This window comes from Antarcticimicrobium sediminis, assembly GCF_004348975.1.
GTDB classification, from domain to species: domain Bacteria; phylum Pseudomonadota; class Alphaproteobacteria; order Rhodobacterales; family Rhodobacteraceae; genus Antarcticimicrobium; species Antarcticimicrobium sediminis.
On the sequence record NZ_SMFP01000028.1, the window covers coordinates 1 to 14734 of the forward strand.

At 60.8% G+C, this 14734-nt stretch carries 16 protein-coding genes and 1 pseudogene; 1 reads left to right on the plus strand and 16 read right to left on the minus strand.

All coding sequences use genetic code 11. The features are described from left to right. Window positions 1-46 precede the first annotated feature (46 nt). Together rfbC and E1B25_RS22815 are read right to left on the minus strand one after the other, a co-directional pair. Entirely contained in the window at window positions 47-607 is a 561-nt protein-coding gene (rfbC, locus tag E1B25_RS20915) for a dTDP-4-dehydrorhamnose 3,5-epimerase (RefSeq protein WP_132831525.1), read from the minus strand. Window positions 608-811: 204 nt separating this feature from the next. Then, a complete protein-coding gene (locus E1B25_RS22815) occupies window positions 812-1015 on the minus strand; it encodes a hypothetical protein (protein ID WP_165937711.1) in 204 nt (67 codons plus the stop codon). A gap of 298 nt (window positions 1016-1313) precedes the next feature. Here E1B25_RS22815 and nusG point away from each other — a divergent pair, with 298 nt between their 5' ends. Continuing rightward, window positions 1314-1880 carry a transcription termination/antitermination protein NusG gene (gene nusG, locus E1B25_RS20925; protein WP_132831526.1) on the plus strand — a complete coding sequence of 189 codons (567 nt, stop codon included), beginning with the start codon at window positions 1314-1316 and terminating at the stop codon, window positions 1878-1880. Window positions 1881-2157: 277 nt separating this feature from the next. Here nusG and E1B25_RS22665 read toward each other — a convergent pair. The 14 genes and pseudogenes from E1B25_RS22665 to E1B25_RS21000 all read right to left on the minus strand — a co-directional run. After that, window positions 2158-2409, minus strand: a pseudogene (locus E1B25_RS22665) (transposase); the annotation flags it as partial. Window positions 2410-2571: 162 nt separating this feature from the next. Then, window positions 2572-3588: an IS110 family RNA-guided transposase gene (locus E1B25_RS20940; RefSeq protein WP_245510806.1), complete on the minus strand. Its 1017-nt coding sequence runs from the start codon at window positions 3586-3588 to the stop codon at window positions 2572-2574. 33 nt (window positions 3589-3621) lie between these two features. Next, on the minus strand, window positions 3622-4044 hold the full coding sequence (locus E1B25_RS22275) for an integrase core domain-containing protein (protein WP_165937712.1): 423 nt from the start codon (window positions 4042-4044) through the stop codon (window positions 3622-3624). A gap of 222 nt (window positions 4045-4266) precedes the next feature. Beyond that, window positions 4267-5346, minus strand: coding sequence for a DUF1972 domain-containing protein (locus tag E1B25_RS20950; protein ID WP_132831528.1), 1080 nt, complete (start codon window positions 5344-5346; stop codon window positions 4267-4269). After that, entirely contained in the window at window positions 5343-6443 is a 1101-nt protein-coding gene (locus tag E1B25_RS20955; protein WP_132831529.1) for a glycosyltransferase, read from the minus strand. The genes E1B25_RS20950 and E1B25_RS20955 overlap by 4 nt, the downstream gene beginning before the upstream one ends. Continuing rightward, window positions 6440-7813 (minus strand): nucleoside/nucleotide kinase family protein, encoded by a 1374-nt coding sequence (locus E1B25_RS20960; protein WP_132831530.1) that lies wholly within the window; start codon window positions 7811-7813, stop codon window positions 6440-6442. The genes E1B25_RS20955 and E1B25_RS20960 overlap by 4 nt, the downstream gene beginning before the upstream one ends. Before the next feature lie 5 nt (window positions 7814-7818). Next, complete coding sequence (locus E1B25_RS20965; RefSeq protein ID WP_132831531.1) at window positions 7819-8793, minus strand: glycosyltransferase family 2 protein; 975 nt, start codon at window positions 8791-8793, stop codon at window positions 7819-7821. A gap of 12 nt (window positions 8794-8805) precedes the next feature. Continuing rightward, on the minus strand, window positions 8806-9198 hold the full coding sequence (locus E1B25_RS20970; RefSeq protein ID WP_132831532.1) for an acyltransferase family protein: 393 nt from the start codon (window positions 9196-9198) through the stop codon (window positions 8806-8808). Continuing rightward, complete coding sequence (locus E1B25_RS20975; RefSeq protein ID WP_132831533.1) at window positions 9195-10430, minus strand: glycosyltransferase family 4 protein; 1236 nt, start codon at window positions 10428-10430, stop codon at window positions 9195-9197. The genes E1B25_RS20970 and E1B25_RS20975 overlap by 4 nt, the downstream gene beginning before the upstream one ends. Before the next feature lie 8 nt (window positions 10431-10438). Next, on the minus strand, window positions 10439-11647 hold the full coding sequence (locus E1B25_RS20980; RefSeq protein WP_132831534.1) for a hypothetical protein: 1209 nt from the start codon (window positions 11645-11647) through the stop codon (window positions 10439-10441). Window positions 11648-11676: 29 nt separating this feature from the next. Then, window positions 11677-11898: a hypothetical protein gene (locus E1B25_RS20985; RefSeq protein ID WP_132831535.1), complete on the minus strand. Its 222-nt coding sequence runs from the start codon at window positions 11896-11898 to the stop codon at window positions 11677-11679. Window positions 11899-11977: 79 nt separating this feature from the next. Beyond that, complete coding sequence (locus E1B25_RS20990; protein WP_165937713.1) at window positions 11978-13144, minus strand: aminoglycoside phosphotransferase family protein; 1167 nt, start codon at window positions 13142-13144, stop codon at window positions 11978-11980. After that, the gene (locus E1B25_RS20995; RefSeq protein WP_132831537.1) at window positions 13128-14522 is read right to left on the minus strand and encodes a hypothetical protein; all 1395 of its coding nucleotides are present in this window, start codon (window positions 14520-14522) and stop codon (window positions 13128-13130) included. The genes E1B25_RS20990 and E1B25_RS20995 overlap by 17 nt, the downstream gene beginning before the upstream one ends. 7 nt (window positions 14523-14529) lie before the next feature. Next, window positions 14530-14734 (minus strand): DapH/DapD/GlmU-related protein (locus E1B25_RS21000; protein WP_280960258.1); only part of this gene is annotated, 205 nt, incomplete at its 5' end.

Below are 14734 nucleotides of genomic sequence, written 5' to 3' on the forward strand. Positions count from 1 at the left end.
AGCCGATGAAGCCCGCGCCCCCCGTCACCAGAATTTTCATGATGTCTTACCCTTCATAAACAAACGGGCTGTCGAACGCGGCAAAGCTTTGCGCGGCGGCGTCCTTGTCGCTCAGCACCGGAGCACCGTTCAGCCCCCAATCGATGCCGATATCGGGATCATCAAACCGCACCGCCCCGTCGCAATCGGGCGCATAGTAATCGGTGCATTTGTAACAGATCTCGGTTGCCGGTTCGCGGGTGGCGAAGCCATGCAGAAAGCCCGCCGGCACCAGCAATTGCTTGCCGTTCTGCGCCGAGAGCTCGACCCCGAACCAATGGCCATAGGTCGGGCTGCCTTTGCGCGCATCCACTGCCACATCATAAAGCGCCCCGCGCCCGCAACGCACCAGCTTGTCCTGGGCATGGGGCGGCGCCTGAAAATGCAAGCCGCGCACGGTGCCCGGCTGCATCGACAGCGAATGATTGTCCTGCACGAAATCCAGGTCGAGCCCGGCCTCTTGCATCCGCTTGCGGTTCCAGCTTTCGCAGAAAAAACCGCGCGCATCGCCAAACCGCTGCGGCGTCAGGATCAGCAGCCCCGGCAACGGTGTCTTTTCAATTTGCATGGCTATCCCTTGTTCCCTGCTGCACGGCTGGCAGCACTACAGGCCGAACACGACCAGAATATGGAAAAACCTCGACACCGCCGTGGTGCGCAACACCGGGCCGCGATCTCGTTGGTGAAGGTGATCTTGGTCGCCAGAAACGCGTTGGCGACGTATTTGTTATGTTTGCGCGTTCCAGAACTGTGGTTATGAGCGGAGGCTTCCCTAGTAAAGCAGACGTTCGATTGCACTCAAGACTTCAGCAGCAGGGTCCGTTTCGACACCACGGCAATGCCGATCAAGCCACATGAAGTTATCAATCGCCATATCCCCGAGTGTGATTTCCGGAGTGGAGGCGACACAAAACGCAGCCGTAGGGGCCGTCATCAAGGTTTTCCACAGAACAAGACGAACCTCACGCATGGCCATTCGGAACACCCAAACCCCGAAAAATCTTTTCAAAAACCAACGCTCAACTAGAGTGTGTTTTCCTTAAGGACATTCTTAGCGCGGGGGTGCGTCACAAAAAAGAGGTTTGGGGCGATATTTTTGAAAAATCAATCAAAAATGGGATCACTGGAAACCTTGAAATGTTACGCAAAAAGATTGGATCAGTAAAAAGTGAATAAAAATAAAAGCTTACGCGCATATAAGTCCATTTTATAGCGGGCGTGCTCGATGCAAATATTATCATACTGATACCTTGCATGTGTGGGCGCCATCGTTCATGCACAAGGGAGAACGACGTCTTGAGGTTCTTTTCATGCTCTCGCTACGGTCAAAAAATCTCACTCTTGCCTCGTGGTACCTACTGCTCTGCAAGCCCAATCAGAATCACATCGCCTTCCGAAACCTCCGACGTCAGGGGGTCGATCTGTTTATGCCGCGGCACATGGCCGAACGCCGGTGGCGCGGACGCGTTATCACGGAGGCAAGGCCTGTCTTTGCCGGGTATATCTTCTTCAGCACTGACCCGGCGCGTCCGAATTGGCACAAGATCGGAAGCACTCCGGGAGTCGCGCAATTGGTCGGTTTCGGCTCAGGTGGGCCTGCGGAAGTGCCTGCTGAAATCGTTACCGGCCTGATGCAGCGCTGCGACGCTGAGGGGTTCCTGCAGCAGGAACAGGATCTCAATCCAGGTGATCAGATAAGGATTACGAAGGGGCCCCTTCGCGATTTCGTCACCACGGTAGACATGATCGATCCTGAGCGCCGTATTCATGTGTTACTGGATTTGCTCGGCCGGAAAACCAAAGTTGTCCTGGAGCCCAGCCAGGTTACCCAGGGTCTATAGGGCGATTGGACCAGTCACGCTTTTGTGCCGCCCCAAGTGCTCGCTTAAGCCACTTGCCGTTCGAAGGTGACGAGGCTTTTCCAGCCGAGTGCTGAATGTCGCCGGCGCGGATTGTTGAATCCGTGTGTGGATGCCCCTATCAATGCAAGAAGTTTTTCAGACGCTTTGGAACAAGTGATCAGGTGCAGTCGTGTGTCCGGCCTATATTCGCAGCTGTCAATTGGTATGCAATCCTGGCTCTGAATCAATTTCGGTGCAGCTTGGGGGTTCCTTTCTATCAGGACGCTGCAACGAGCCTGGCTCTGAGCAGGTCGATGTTCGCCCGGCCATACATCTGACGTTTCAGGGTCTTGAGACGATTGATTTGGCCCTCGGTTTGCCCGTTTTACCACGGTTCCCGCAGGGCTGCGGCGACTGCGGCTTGATCGCGCCGGAGCCCGCGGGCGAAGGCTCCGAGCAGCCCGCTCTCCGCTTCCTCCAGCCATCCTTCCAATGCGCCTTCACGAGCATTCCGCACCATATCCGTGAACCGGTCGGTCACGCGTGTTGTGCCTCATCATGGTATTCGGTGTTGGCTGTCTTCAATGTATGGCTCGGGTTCTGCAGAACACTTTACTTCCCATCGGCCCGCGCGAGATCGACCAACCTCCGCCCCTTCGAGACTTCGCTCCCCGCCAGCCGAGGCGGGAATTCAGATCAGGCAACGGCCTCCATTTTCCAAGCGAACTCGGTTTCGTTCTTCCACATTGTCAACATGAGCACGGCAAGTTTTCGCGCAGCTGCCACGGCCGCCTTCGCGAAGCCCCGTCGGCCGGCAAGGCGGACCGCCCAGCCAAAACTTCCGTACTCGTGTGATCAGGGTTGTCGCGGCCTCGAACAGCGGGCTCCGCATGACCCCATCACCGCATTTCGACACCCGGCCCGACCAGTCCACCCCGCCGGATTGGTGCCGTTTCGACGTTAACCCGAGATAGGCGCCCACATCCGAGGTCTTGCCGAACCGCGCTGGTTCATCGACCAGCGCGATGAAATTCAGTGACACCACCGGCCCGACGCCGGGAATGGTCATCAGACGGCGCGCCACGGGATGATCGCGGGCCTTCTTCTTCACGACAGCATCGAGATCGGCAGCGGCCTGGCACAGCGTGGCATGCGTGGCGATGAAACAATCGGCGATCGCACGAAGCAGCGGATCGGTTTCCCCAGCGGCGGCCAACTGATCGCGGAACGCTTGGCGCTGCCGGCCTTGGCTGTTCCCGCTCATTCGGATTCCGAAGGTCTTGAGAACGCCGCGGATATGCCCTTCGAGATCCTTACGGAGACGGATCAGCCTTTCCCGAGCGCCCACCAGGACACGCAGGCGATCCGCCCCTTCGCTGCGGACATGAACCGGCGTGAACCAGCCGGTGCGCGCGAGTTGGGCCAGCCCTTCCGCATCGCCGGCATCGGATTTGTTGAGGCGGGCCGACGGGCTCTTGTGCGCCTTGCGGGCATCAATACAGGTCGTGGGCAATCCCAGTCGGACCATCCCGCGCTGTAGCCAGATCGATAGCATCCCGCTCTCACGGACGATCTGTTGCGGTTCCAGCGATCGATTTCGGAACCAGCCCATAACGCCTTCGGGGTCCGCAGGGCAATTGTCGCGCGCGATGGACTTGCCTTCCCCATCCACGACACAGATCGAGATCTCTTTCAGCGATACATCCAAACCGGTGTTTGTCAAAGAAGTTGTCCGCCGATTTCATGCGGCGTCTCTGATTTCAGGGGCGCTGATTTCGTTTTCGGGGTTGAGCCATACGGGTCCTGTAGGGCGCCAGTTGCGGGTCTTGCCTGACCAGCGTTGCGGGTTTTGCTCATGTACATTTGCATAGAGACCGGCACGGTTTTCCAGCGTTGCACGATCACGGCCAGCGTGGCGCGCATTTGGCGTGACGGAGCGGATAGTGCTATGCAAGTGCTCCCCGTTATACCAGTTGGCGAAGGAGTTCACCCAAGCCTGCGCCTCTGCTTTTGTAGCAAAGCCCTTGGTCGGCCAGTTCGGGCGGTATTTGCAGGTCCGGAACAGGGCTTCTGAGAACGGGTTGTCGTTGCTGATACGTGGGCGACTGTAGGAGGCCGTGATGCCCAGCTTCTCTATCGTCACCTTCATCGTCGCGCCCTTCATTCGCTGCCGGCGTTGCAAGCGACTGCCGGGCAGCTATTCCAGCTTTACACAGGAACTGCTCAATTCATAAGACAAGAGGGGAAGGGCAGTTGCCGATGGCTTTTTGGTGGGCTGGACCCCGTTAAGAAACGTGGTACATGGGCTGATGCGCACTTGAGAGTAGTGACGCTGTCTTAACGGTGATCGCCAAATCGCTTCGTTTTCAGCCCCAACTGCTTCGCCTTAAACGCGGTCAAGAAGCTCGAAATAGGCTTTGCCGATGTGGTCCCAGGTGTAGCGGCGCTGTGCGATCTCACGCATGTCAGCGCCGATGCGGGCGGCCTCGTCCGGGTCGAGGCCGCGCAGTTGCACCGCAAGCTCGGCGGGGGTTTCGAAATAGCGCGCCTTGCCTTCGGTGCTGTGGCGGTTGAATGCGCAGCCGTGCGCTAGAACGGGTACGCCGAAATGCATCATCTCGACCAGCGACGGGTTGGTGCCACCTGCGGAATGGCCGTGCAGGTAGACCGATGCCCGCGCGCGCAGCGCATGCAGCATGCCGGGCTCATAGACCGGGTCGAGCAAGTGCAGGTTCGGGCGGTTGCCATACAGCGCCTTCAGGTCGCGGCCATAGGCGCTGTTGTCCCAGTTGCCCACAAAGACCAGTGGCGTGCCGAGCCCGTCGATCGCCTCGAGAATGACATGAACGTTGTTTTCCGGCTCTATCCGGCACAGCGCGAGAGCATAGTGCTTCGGCAGACCGGTGGGTGCCCTGGCTTGGTCGGCATGATCCAGCGCGTGGTTGCCGCCATAGGCGATGACGTGGCAGTCACTGCCATAGTTATCGCGGACGTGGTCGGCGATGGCCTGGTTGTCGGCAATTACTTCATGGGAAAAGCGCACCGCCGCCCATTCCGAGGCGCGCAACACCAAGCGGGCTAGCCCTTTCCACTTCTGGCGCTTCCACTCAATACCGTCGATATTGGTGACAATGCGAGCTCGGCTGAGCAGACGGATCAGCGGCAAAGCCAGTGCCCCTGAGACTCCTAAAAGGAGGATGCGTTCATGGCCGCTGCGCACCGCCTGCCAAAGGCTGACCGCGTCGTAGGGGATGCTCTGGGCGCCATTGGCACGCAGATTTACGTAACGAAGATTAGCGCTTTCAAAATCATCGGGATGCTCGGCATTGTCTTTGCCAGAACACCAGACGGTCAGCGTTGCTCCATGCCCCGTGCGAGCGTGATAACGAACCAAGTTCTCGGCTAGGGTTTCGAAGCCACCGTAAGACCCCGGCACACCGACGGTTCCAAGTAGGGCAATCTTCATGGCGCGCGCCTTTCGTCCATGCTATCCAGCGCCTCGCGCAGGGCGGCGGCATAGGCATCGAAAGTGAAGTCCCGCGCTCGTGCCCGCGCCGCCCGCGCCATGGCAGCATATGTTCCGGGTTTGTCGGCTAGCGCCAGTACTGCCGCGCGCAGCGCCGCAATGTCGCGAGAGTCGATGCAATAGCCCTCGACCCCGTGGGTCACGATCTCAGCAGGCCCGCCCACCGGAGGGGCGATCACTGGGATGCCAAAGCTCATCGCCTCGGCCAGCGTTAGGCCGAAGGTCTCTATCCACTGGTCAACCCGCGCGAGGTTCAGTACTAGGTCGGCACGGGTGTAGAAACTGGCCGGATCGTCGGTGCGCGGATGGATTGTAACATTGTCCGCCCCGGCGTGTCGCAGGGCAAAGGCAGCCACCTCGTCCACCTCAGCGTTAAGCACCAGGTCGAAGGCGATGTCGGCGCGGTCGCGCAGCGCCGCGGCCAGGGCCATGAATTCCTCGACGCCCTTGTAGCCCCGCAGCGAGGCAAGCATCAGCACGCGAAACACGCCACCCAGCCGGGGAGTGTGCTCGCCGGCCCGCGCCGCCAGCGCCGGGCTGACCGGGTTTGGCACGACCCGCGCCGGCGGCCCCTCGATCGGCAGGCGTACGCGGTGATCGTTCGAGACGTAGAGCAGCAGGTCGGCAGAGCGCCCCGCGCAGCCCGACAGGAAGCGGCGCAGCAGCCCCGGGGTAATCGAGACCTCGTGCACATGCACCACGACCCGCCGCCCGGTTCGCCGCCCCCAGATCATCGCCGCGAAGGGCAGCAACGTGTTGACGAAGACCGTGGCGTCGCCGGGAATGTCGCGCGACCGCGCCAGCGCTCGGTAGAGCGCGGCCTGGCTGGCGAAATAGGTGAACAGTGTCACGATCCGGTGGCGGCCGCGGCGATACCAGTAACGCCGCGGCGGAACACCCGCCTCCTCCAGCACGCCGCGCCCCTGCGAGCCCACGAAGAGCAGCCCGCTGTCACGGGCGTCCAGCGCCTCGAGTGTAGCGCGCAGTACCGTCGGGCTGCCGGATCGGTCGTTCAGCAGGTGGCAAAATACGATCATCGCAGCCTCCGGACCGCCTGAGTATGCCTGTCCGCAACAATGTGATCGACGATGGCGGCGGCGGTCTCTTCGGGGGCGCCGTTGTTGTCCACCTCAATCAGCCAGCCGCGCCGGACCAGATCGCCGTAGCGGGCGTTCAGCGCCACTATCCGCTCTTTCGTCAGTTCCTGCTTGCGGCGATGGATCTCCGCGGGTTTGACATGGATGAAGAAGGCGTATTTGGGCAGCGGCAGGATTCGCCCCATGGCCAGAAGCAGCGGCATCGGCAGGGCGATCCGACTTCGGAAGCTGTCGGCGATCATATCGAAATAGTAGCGGTCGAAGAGCATGACCTCGCGCCGCTTCAGCACCGGGCGCACGCTGTGGGAATAGCCTCCCATGTAGTCGAGCCAGTAATAGACTAGCCGCGCCGTCGACCCAGCCAACCCAGAGGGCTTCGCCCGGTGCGGCTGGTCGTAGTTATCGTCCACTGTCTCGACGGCGTGGGCCTTCTTCGCCACCTCGGCGATGCGAGGAAGCATCGTGGGGCGGAAATGCGCGTAATGCACGGCGTCGTCACCGTAGATGGCGCGAAGTTGGGTGATCACCAAGTCGATCACGGTCGTCTTGCCCGATCCGTCCGGCCCGCTGACCGACAGGAAAACGCCATGCGGGTGAAGCCGGTCGCGCAGGCGGTAGCCCAAAAACCGGCCGCTGCGCCCGAGCGCACCCGCGCCCTGCGCCGCCCACAGCCGCAGCAGCGAGCGGCGCCGTTCGGATCCGGGCAGTACGATCTGCGAACCCGCGCCGGCGGCAAGCCGGGCAACCAGCGCCTCTGCGCGCGCGGCGGGCAGAAAGCGGGTCAGGGCGCGAGTCAGCACGGCGCCGTCCGTCTGCGCGATCGCCGCGAAATCCGCGTCGTACTTGGTGTGCAGCGGGCGGCCCACCAGCAGATGAAAGATCCACTTGTCCAGCAATAGTACCGGTTCGGACACCACCGCCACGCCGTTATGGGTGCGCATGTCGTGCTGCATGTCGTCGGCGGACAGGACCTCGATGCCGTAGACTTCGCTGCGGATGAAGAAGTCGATCTTGATCTGCAAAAGAGCACCTGCCTCGTCTCGACCCACAAGAGCGAATTGGGTCAGGCGTTCGTCCGCGAAGTAATTGCCATAGCGCAGTCCCAGGCGCCCGGTGATGTCTGTCACCAGCTTGCAAGCCGCCGCAAGATCATCCGGATGCACGACTATATCTATGTCCCGTGCCCCGACACTCTGGGGCAGGCTTTCGTAATTGCGCAGCACAGCATAGCGCAGATGACGCAAGGCAAAGCCTGCGAACAGCGCCCCGAGCACATCCGCCTCGAAAGTCGCTTGCGTCTGGGAAATCATATCTTTCACCTTGTTACCTTCTGGGTCGCGATCTTCTGGCGGATCAACTTGGGCGACATCAATCCGGTCAGCAACAGATACCAGGCGAGGCCGGCAAAATTGCGCTTTGCATAGGCAAAACCAGCCCGCTTGTAGAATGCTGCGGCTTTGTCGGAACGCCAGTCGGAAAACCGTTCGCCAGTGCCCCGCGAGGCAATGAACTCGGCCAAGCTGCGCTCTGGCTGGCCTGCGCGGCGGCGGCGCAAGCAGTCCTTGACCCAGCGCATCTTGAGCTGCATATGCGTGAGGTTCTTCGTCGAGAGCGAGTCTAGCGGCTTGCGGTAGCGCAGCAGGCTTTCCGGCAGTGTCAGGAAATAGCGGCCCTCCGCGCCGAGGTCGGACATACGGCACCACAAGTCTAGGTCCTCGGAGAAATCCTCGTAGCGGATGCCATCCGCATTGGGCATGACCACCTGTCGGTAGCCCCCCACCGCCAGCGCATCGGCTTTGCGGAACAGGGTGCAGGGCACCATGAACAGCAGCTTGGCCTCGCGGTGGATCCGCTCGAAGGCGTCGCGGCTTTCGGGGCCGACACGCTGGAGGCCCAGATCCTTGCCCTCTTCGGTGAAATAAGTAGCGTAGCAGCCCACGCCGATCAGGCATGGATCGGCAGTCAGTGTGTCGTGCAGGCGCGCAATCAGCGCCGGATCGGGGATGTCGTCGGAATCGACGAACATCACCAAGTCGGCGCGCGCCTCTTCCAGACCGCGCTGGCGGGTCAGGGCGGTGCCGCGGTTGCCGGGATTTTCCAGCACCCGCAGGCGCGGCTCGTGCGCGGCGTGGTCGTGCAGCACGGCGACGGTGCTGTCCCTCGATCGGTCATCGATGGCCAGGATCTCGAAATCGTGGAAAGTCTGCGCCTGCAGGCTGTCAAGCGTGCGGGGCAGCGTCGCGGCGGCGTTGTAGCAGCAGACGACGACGGAAACGGCTGGACGGGTCATGCTACTTTTCTTCTAGTTCGTAGCATCCGGCGTGCTCGAAGAGAACCTCTGAGACGGTTTCTCGAAGACGACGTAGAAGATCATGGCAATGAGGACCGAAGCGGCGAAGAGCGGCGAGATCGTTGCCCATGCGGGAAGGTCGAAAGGCATGCGGTGCAACACCAGCAACATTGCCGGCAAGGTGAACACATGCGTCAGGTAGAGCGAATAAGAGGCATTTTCCAAGAGCAGGACCGACCGGGGGATGAGAATCTTTTGCGACATTGGAGTCAGCGTCATCGTGGTCACGAGACAGGCCGCGGCGATCCCGAAGAAGGCAAATCGCAGGATTGGCACCAGTGTACCGTCCGTCTTGAAGGCAAGCTTGAATGGCAGACAAGAGATTGGCCGGTTTCGGCGCTTCATGCATCCGGGTCCGCCTCGTTGTTTTTGTGATGGGGAAGGCTCCGATAAACCTCGGTGATGTGAGCGGCGAGCACGCCATAGTCATACTGCTCGAGGGCGATCCTCCGGGCTGCCGCCGCCAATCCCTGCCGCCGTATCTCGTCCGATGCCAGCGCAGCGATGGCCCGGGCCAGCCCCGCTGCGGGGGGCTCGGCCTCGGACAGGGGCACGGTGATCCCGGCCTCTTGGCCCACGGCGCGGCCCGTCGCGTCCCCCTCAATGCAGACGATCGGCAGGCCGGTCAGCATGGCCTGCAGCACGATGGTCGCCAGTCCGTGGTGGTACGTCGGATACACAAAGACGTCCCCCGCGTGCAGCTCCTCGATCAACTGCTCCATCGGCACCCAGCCCAGGAAGGTCACCTGGCCGCCGTTCGGATGCACGCGGGCCGCGGCCTCCATTCCGGCGCGTAGCGGACCGTCGCCGACAACTACCAGCTCGGCGTCGGCCCCAGTCTCGAAGAAGGCGAACGCGGCGTCCAGCGCCATGCGCGCGCCTTTCCAGTCCTTGAGTTCGCCCGCATAGACCAGCCGCAGGCGTGGCCCTCGCGCTAGGTCGGTCTTGGGGCGGGCAAGGCTGGGCAGGTCGGCGACGCCGGTCTGTGTGAAGGGGCGCAGCCGGTCGGCATAGCGGCGGGGCAGGGTCTCGGGCGTGTGACTAAGCACGATTTCCGCCCGCGCCCCGGTGAGCCGGGTGAAGGGATCCAGCGTGCGCATGACCCAGCGCACCGCGCAGCGTATCATCTCCTTAAGGCGTGACGTCGGCGGCAGGTGGCGCAGGATCACCGGATGGGTGTTCTCGCTGCCCACCGGGCCCCAGACGAAGGGGCCGGGGCACAGGGCCAGCCCGGCGGGCATCCAGTCCATCCCGCCGATCAGGTGGTGTAGCACGTCGGCCGGCTCCTCGCGCAGCATTCGCCTGGCCCGAAAGGCGACGCCGATCTGCCAGAGGTAGTAATAGACCAGAAAGAAGCGCTTGCCTTTCTTGTAGAAGCGAAACACCCACGGAAGGTCAAAGTATTCGAAAGTCAACCCGGCAGGCCGAGGAGAAGTGGCAAAATTTGCCGCATGTACGGGGCGTAGGTTGGCGCGGGTGATGACGCGCACGTCGTGACTTTCAGCTAAAGCATGCACTAGCCGCCAGCCGATCTCGCCTTCGCTGCCGCGACCGGTCTCGCAAGCGTAGGCAGACACTAGAATTCTCAATATCCGACCCCAACAGGCCTTTGGTCGCTCTCTTTGAGGGCGATCTTTATGACCTGAATCATCATGAGCCCGTACCAGAACACCTGGGTATTCCAGGCACTGGTAGTGAAAAATATCAGCCAGAAAATACTAATTGCCGCATTGTGTCGATTGGTTGGGTATAAAACGAAGGTCCAGACGAACAGCATGGTGTTGACTAAGCCATAATAGGCAAGGTAGCCGGGCACAAATCCTGCCATAATTATATCGTCTGGAACACCTGGAATGCGTCCGGATACTAGCCTTTCTAGTTCTGCAGCCCCGCCCCCAAACCAGAAGGAGAAGTTACTAATGGAGGCGTCCTGGGCGAACAAAATAGATGGGACGACACGTACCGCAGCACTCGAATCCGCAGCAACTAACAAGTCGACGTTAAGGCTTGGCAAGGCGCTCAGGAACAGAAATGACCGTTGAAAGCTTTCTCCGCCCAAGGGGGAGAGAAAGGGTGTTGCCAAGACAATCAGACTCAGAACTATTATTGCATAAAAAATTGAGCGCCACATGATAAGTACGACGGCGATCGCCATAAGAGATAATGCGCTACCGCTCAGCAGCATTGTTGTAAGGAAAGCGATTATGACGCGTCGGTGGTTTTTGAAGAATCGCATAGCTGTGTTATCAGGCTCATCACGGCGAGATAGGATGAGATAAGATAGCATGGTGATGCCGACGATCCGACCCAGATGCGAAGGTTCTGAAGCTAATGAGGGATAACTCCAAATTCCCTTGCTTCCGATTACATTTGGGACTGGCAGGCCGCTGAGTGATGCAAGCATCTGAATGACCGAAACCACTGCAAAAGCAAAGATAATATTTTTCAGTACCTTGGTAATTAGAGCGCGCTTGTTGCGCAGTTGACTTAGAATTCCAGATACAGAAAAATACCCGCAGATATAGACTGCTGTAAGGGCTACCGAAAGCAATGTACCCGTTCCATCGTTCGCCAACGCGGATATCGACATTAAGACGAGTAGCAGGAATGCCAAAATTATCTGGGATGTGACCCGGATATTGTAGACGACAATCGAGATCCCGCCAAGCAGAGCTGCGAACAGCGCAAGGTAGTTCCTCTGTTGCGTATCTACGAACGGCACAAGGACAATCGCGTACGCGATCACGATGAAGGCGAATATCGTGCGCGAGGACAATTTTATGCTGAATTTCATGCTGAAGTCATGGCGTATGGTTCAATACATCAGGATGTGTTGGTGTGCGGGGATAGAGGCACGATGAAACCCGAGATTACGGAGAACAGCGCTACGCCCTGAGCGAATTCGCCCATGATCCGCATGTCTGGGTCCGAGAGGTGATGAAAGAAGAAACTGACATGGGCTAGCAGCACCGAGCCCGCAGCGGCGAACCGCAGGAACTGAAGCGTTTCAAGGGGCCCGATTTTTGTAAGAGAAGTTGTTTTCATAGTTCGGCCCGGTGGAGATCACTTACTGTCAGCACTTGATGTTGCTTTGGCTATCTTTGCCCGTTTTCAAGCATCGTTGTCATTGAGCAAACGCGTCAACCAACGCGCCGTAGCGCGCATCCTCGTCCCACACGCTGTCCTCGGCGAGCGTGGCGCGTTCGAGGTAGAAAGCGGCATGCATCAGCAGGCTGAGGTGAAAGTGGTTGCGAGCGATCGACCTGTCACCGTTGAACAGGGTGTCCGACATTGTCGCGAGCACCGATTGGTGTTGTGTCTCGATCGCCATTTCGCTCGGTCGGCTGAGTAGAAATCGGGCGAGATCATAGCCTAACGGGTAGGCGTCTTGAGCGTATTCCCAGTCGAAGACGTAGAGGCCCTCGCTGTCGAGAAAGATGTTCCACGGCGTGAAATCGCCATGCGTGAGCACCGTACGCAAGGTCTGCATCTGGCCGCGAAGCGCGTCGGCACCGGCTCGCAACCGAGCGCGCCAGACTTCGGTCACAGGGCCATTGGCCGCTTGGGTGAGCCGGTCATTCAACGCTTGCGCGGCGCTCGGATCACCGGTCCGCCCGGAGCGGGCTTCTAGCTCGCGGAGGAAGGCCAGATGTGCACTGCCGAGCTCGGTCGGGCTTCGACTGGCCGTTGACTTGCGGCTGTCGGTGACGAGCAAAGTTACCTTACCCTCGCCGGTTCGATAGCTGAGGCGCCGCGGCACCGCAGCGCTTCGAAGCTTCACTTTGGCGAGCCGGTCGAGCATGGCCGCCTCGGCGGCAACGAAGGGGGCAATCGCCGGGTTCCTGGTGAGCTTCCCGTAGCCCAGAATGCTGCCGTCCGATGCCATCGCCTGGATCGCCGTCTTGCGATGCGGCCCGGCGGTCCCGGTAAAGTAGGCGTAGGCCACACTCGGCTGGCCAAAATCGACCTTCATGTCAGGTAGCCCCGACAGACGCACACGTCCGCGCGCCCACAGCCGGTCGAGCCGTGCGCGCATGGCGAGGTCGGCAAGGCTGCGCGCGCACAGTGCCATCTGCGACGCCGGCTGGAACAGCCCGAGCCCGGCCCGCGTTGCCGCGCGCGGCGCCAGCGGAAGCAGCCAGTATCGGTCGTTTGATCGCGCGCCGAACATACCGTAGGCTGAGCCGCCCCCTTGTTCGCTTGCGACAGTGACACCGAGCTCGGCGATATCCGCCAGAAAGGCTGCAACGTTGGGCGATGCGTTTCCCGCGAAATCAAAAGTACTCGACATCGACGCTCCCATCGCGGTCGCGCAACAGGCGGGCGTGGTTGACGGGGTGGAAATACCGCACCAGGAGCTTGCTCAGGAGCTCAAAGCGATTATAGCCGAAGAGCCGCACCACAATACGGGCCAAGATGTCGAGCGCCTTGGCCGCGCGCCCGATCTGGGCGGTGCGGGTTTTGGCGTCCGGGCGACCACTAGGCTTGCCGCCCGCAGCCGCGAGAAGCCCGGCGCGTTTGAGCCGGGCATGGAAACCGCCGCCCGTTTCGAAAGGCGCCGGGAGATCGCGCCCCGCTTCGATCAGCCTGTGGTAGATGCGTCGATGTCCAGCCAGCACGAGCGTGCCGTCGGAATAGGTCGCGAATTGGTACGGGATCGCGGCATGCTCGAGAAATCCGCCACGCTTCAGGCCGTGCGCGAGAACGTCGAGCAGTGCGCCGAACCCCGGCATCTTCTCCTCCGCAGGCCCGGCCGCTGCGATGGTCTTGCCCGCCGCGAGGCCGCGATAATCGAAGGCCGAGAAATGGACGAAACAGAGCTTCTGCCAGACGGCGCCGTCTTCTCTCAGCCGCACTTCCCATCGGCCGTCCTTTCCCCGCAGTTCCCGCTCGGCAAGATTCCAGGGTGCCAGGTTCATGCCGGGATGATCGCTGACTAGGAGCTGGTCGTTGCGTAGCAGAACCGGCAAATGGTCCATCCACTTCTGGTCGGTGAAATAGCCGCGGAGCGGATCGTTGATCGAGTAGTGATCGAGCCGCTCATCCCACCATGTCATGACCTTTTCGATGGCCGCGCCCCGTCGGGCTGCGAGAAACCCGAGGTTGAACACCCCGCCGCGCGCTGACAGGCTGCTCTCCGTGCCCAGACGGTGCGGGGTCGCCACCGCATCATGGATGTCAAGCGCGCCGAAAACCCCGCCGAGGTCGTCGAACACGATGATGTCGGGGTCGAAATAGATCGCTTTTTCATAGCCGAGCGCGAAGGCGCTGCGGAAGACCCGCGCCTTGATCGAGGTGCAAAGCTCCACGAGGTCGTATTTGAAGGTCCGCGAGGCCCATTCGGCATCGGAATAGCCGCAGAACTCCTGCGCCGAGACGATTGTTCCGCTTTGGGCGGAGACATCGACCGGCGCGTGGTCGACGGCGACGATGAGGAAATCGCTCACCACGCCGTTGTTGCGCATCGACAGCCTGAGTGCCTCGGCCAGACCAATGTAGCTCCTGGTGCAGATGGTGAAGATGCACCTGTCGCTCCGTCTCTGGTGCGGAGGCTGGAAAAACCCATTCATCGTGATGCCTGCTGTGTCCTGTGGTGTTCTGAGCGGTCCGGGGCGGGCCGTGCTGCGGCCCGGCGCGAGCGCGGGGATGATTGTGACCGGTTCATTCATTTTCGCGTCACACCTTTGTCCTGATGACTTTTGCCGGGACGCCAGCGACGACCGATCCGGACGGGACGTCCGTGGTCACCACCGAATTGGCGGCGACGGTGGCGCCACGCCCGACCGTCAGCCCGGCGAGGATGGTGGCCTTGTCGCCGATCCAGACGTTGTCCTCGATGAAGATAGGCCCCTTGCTCACGAGCGGGCGCCGGGTGGGGGGG

Excerpts from the sequence above, each read along its gene's own strand:
- E1B25_RS20995 (WP_132831537.1), bottom strand. The coding sequence starts at position 14,522 with ATGAATGAACCGGTCACAATCATCCCCGCGCTCGCGCCGGGCCGCAGC.
- E1B25_RS20950 (WP_132831528.1), bottom strand. The coding sequence starts at position 5,346 with ATGAAGATTGCCCTACTTGGAACCGTCGGTGTGCCGGGGTCTTACGGT.
- E1B25_RS20960 (WP_132831530.1), bottom strand. The coding sequence starts at position 7,813 with ATGATTTCCCAGACGCAAGCGACTTTCGAGGCGGATGTGCTCGGGGCG.
- E1B25_RS20985 (WP_132831535.1), bottom strand. The coding sequence starts at position 11,898 with ATGAAAACAACTTCTCTTACAAAAATCGGGCCCCTTGAAACGCTTCAG.
- E1B25_RS22275 (WP_165937712.1), bottom strand. The coding sequence starts at position 4,044 with ATGAAGGGCGCGACGATGAAGGTGACGATAGAGAAGCTGGGCATCACG.
- rfbC (WP_132831525.1), bottom strand. The coding sequence starts at position 607 with ATGCAAATTGAAAAGACACCGTTGCCGGGGCTGCTGATCCTGACGCCG.
- E1B25_RS20955 (WP_132831529.1), bottom strand. The coding sequence starts at position 6,443 with ATGATCGTATTTTGCCACCTGCTGAACGACCGATCCGGCAGCCCGACG.
- E1B25_RS20990 (WP_165937713.1), bottom strand. The coding sequence starts at position 13,144 with ATGTCGAGTACTTTTGATTTCGCGGGAAACGCATCGCCCAACGTTGCA.
- E1B25_RS20970 (WP_132831532.1), bottom strand. The coding sequence starts at position 9,198 with ATGAAGCGCCGAAACCGGCCAATCTCTTGTCTGCCATTCAAGCTTGCC.
- E1B25_RS20980 (WP_132831534.1), bottom strand. The coding sequence starts at position 11,647 with ATGAAATTCAGCATAAAATTGTCCTCGCGCACGATATTCGCCTTCATC.
- E1B25_RS22815 (WP_165937711.1), bottom strand. The coding sequence starts at position 1,015 with ATGGCCATGCGTGAGGTTCGTCTTGTTCTGTGGAAAACCTTGATGACG.
- nusG (WP_132831526.1), top strand. The coding sequence starts at position 1,314 with ATGCACAAGGGAGAACGACGTCTTGAGGTTCTTTTCATGCTCTCGCTA.
- E1B25_RS20965 (WP_132831531.1), bottom strand. The coding sequence starts at position 8,793 with ATGACCCGTCCAGCCGTTTCCGTCGTCGTCTGCTGCTACAACGCCGCC.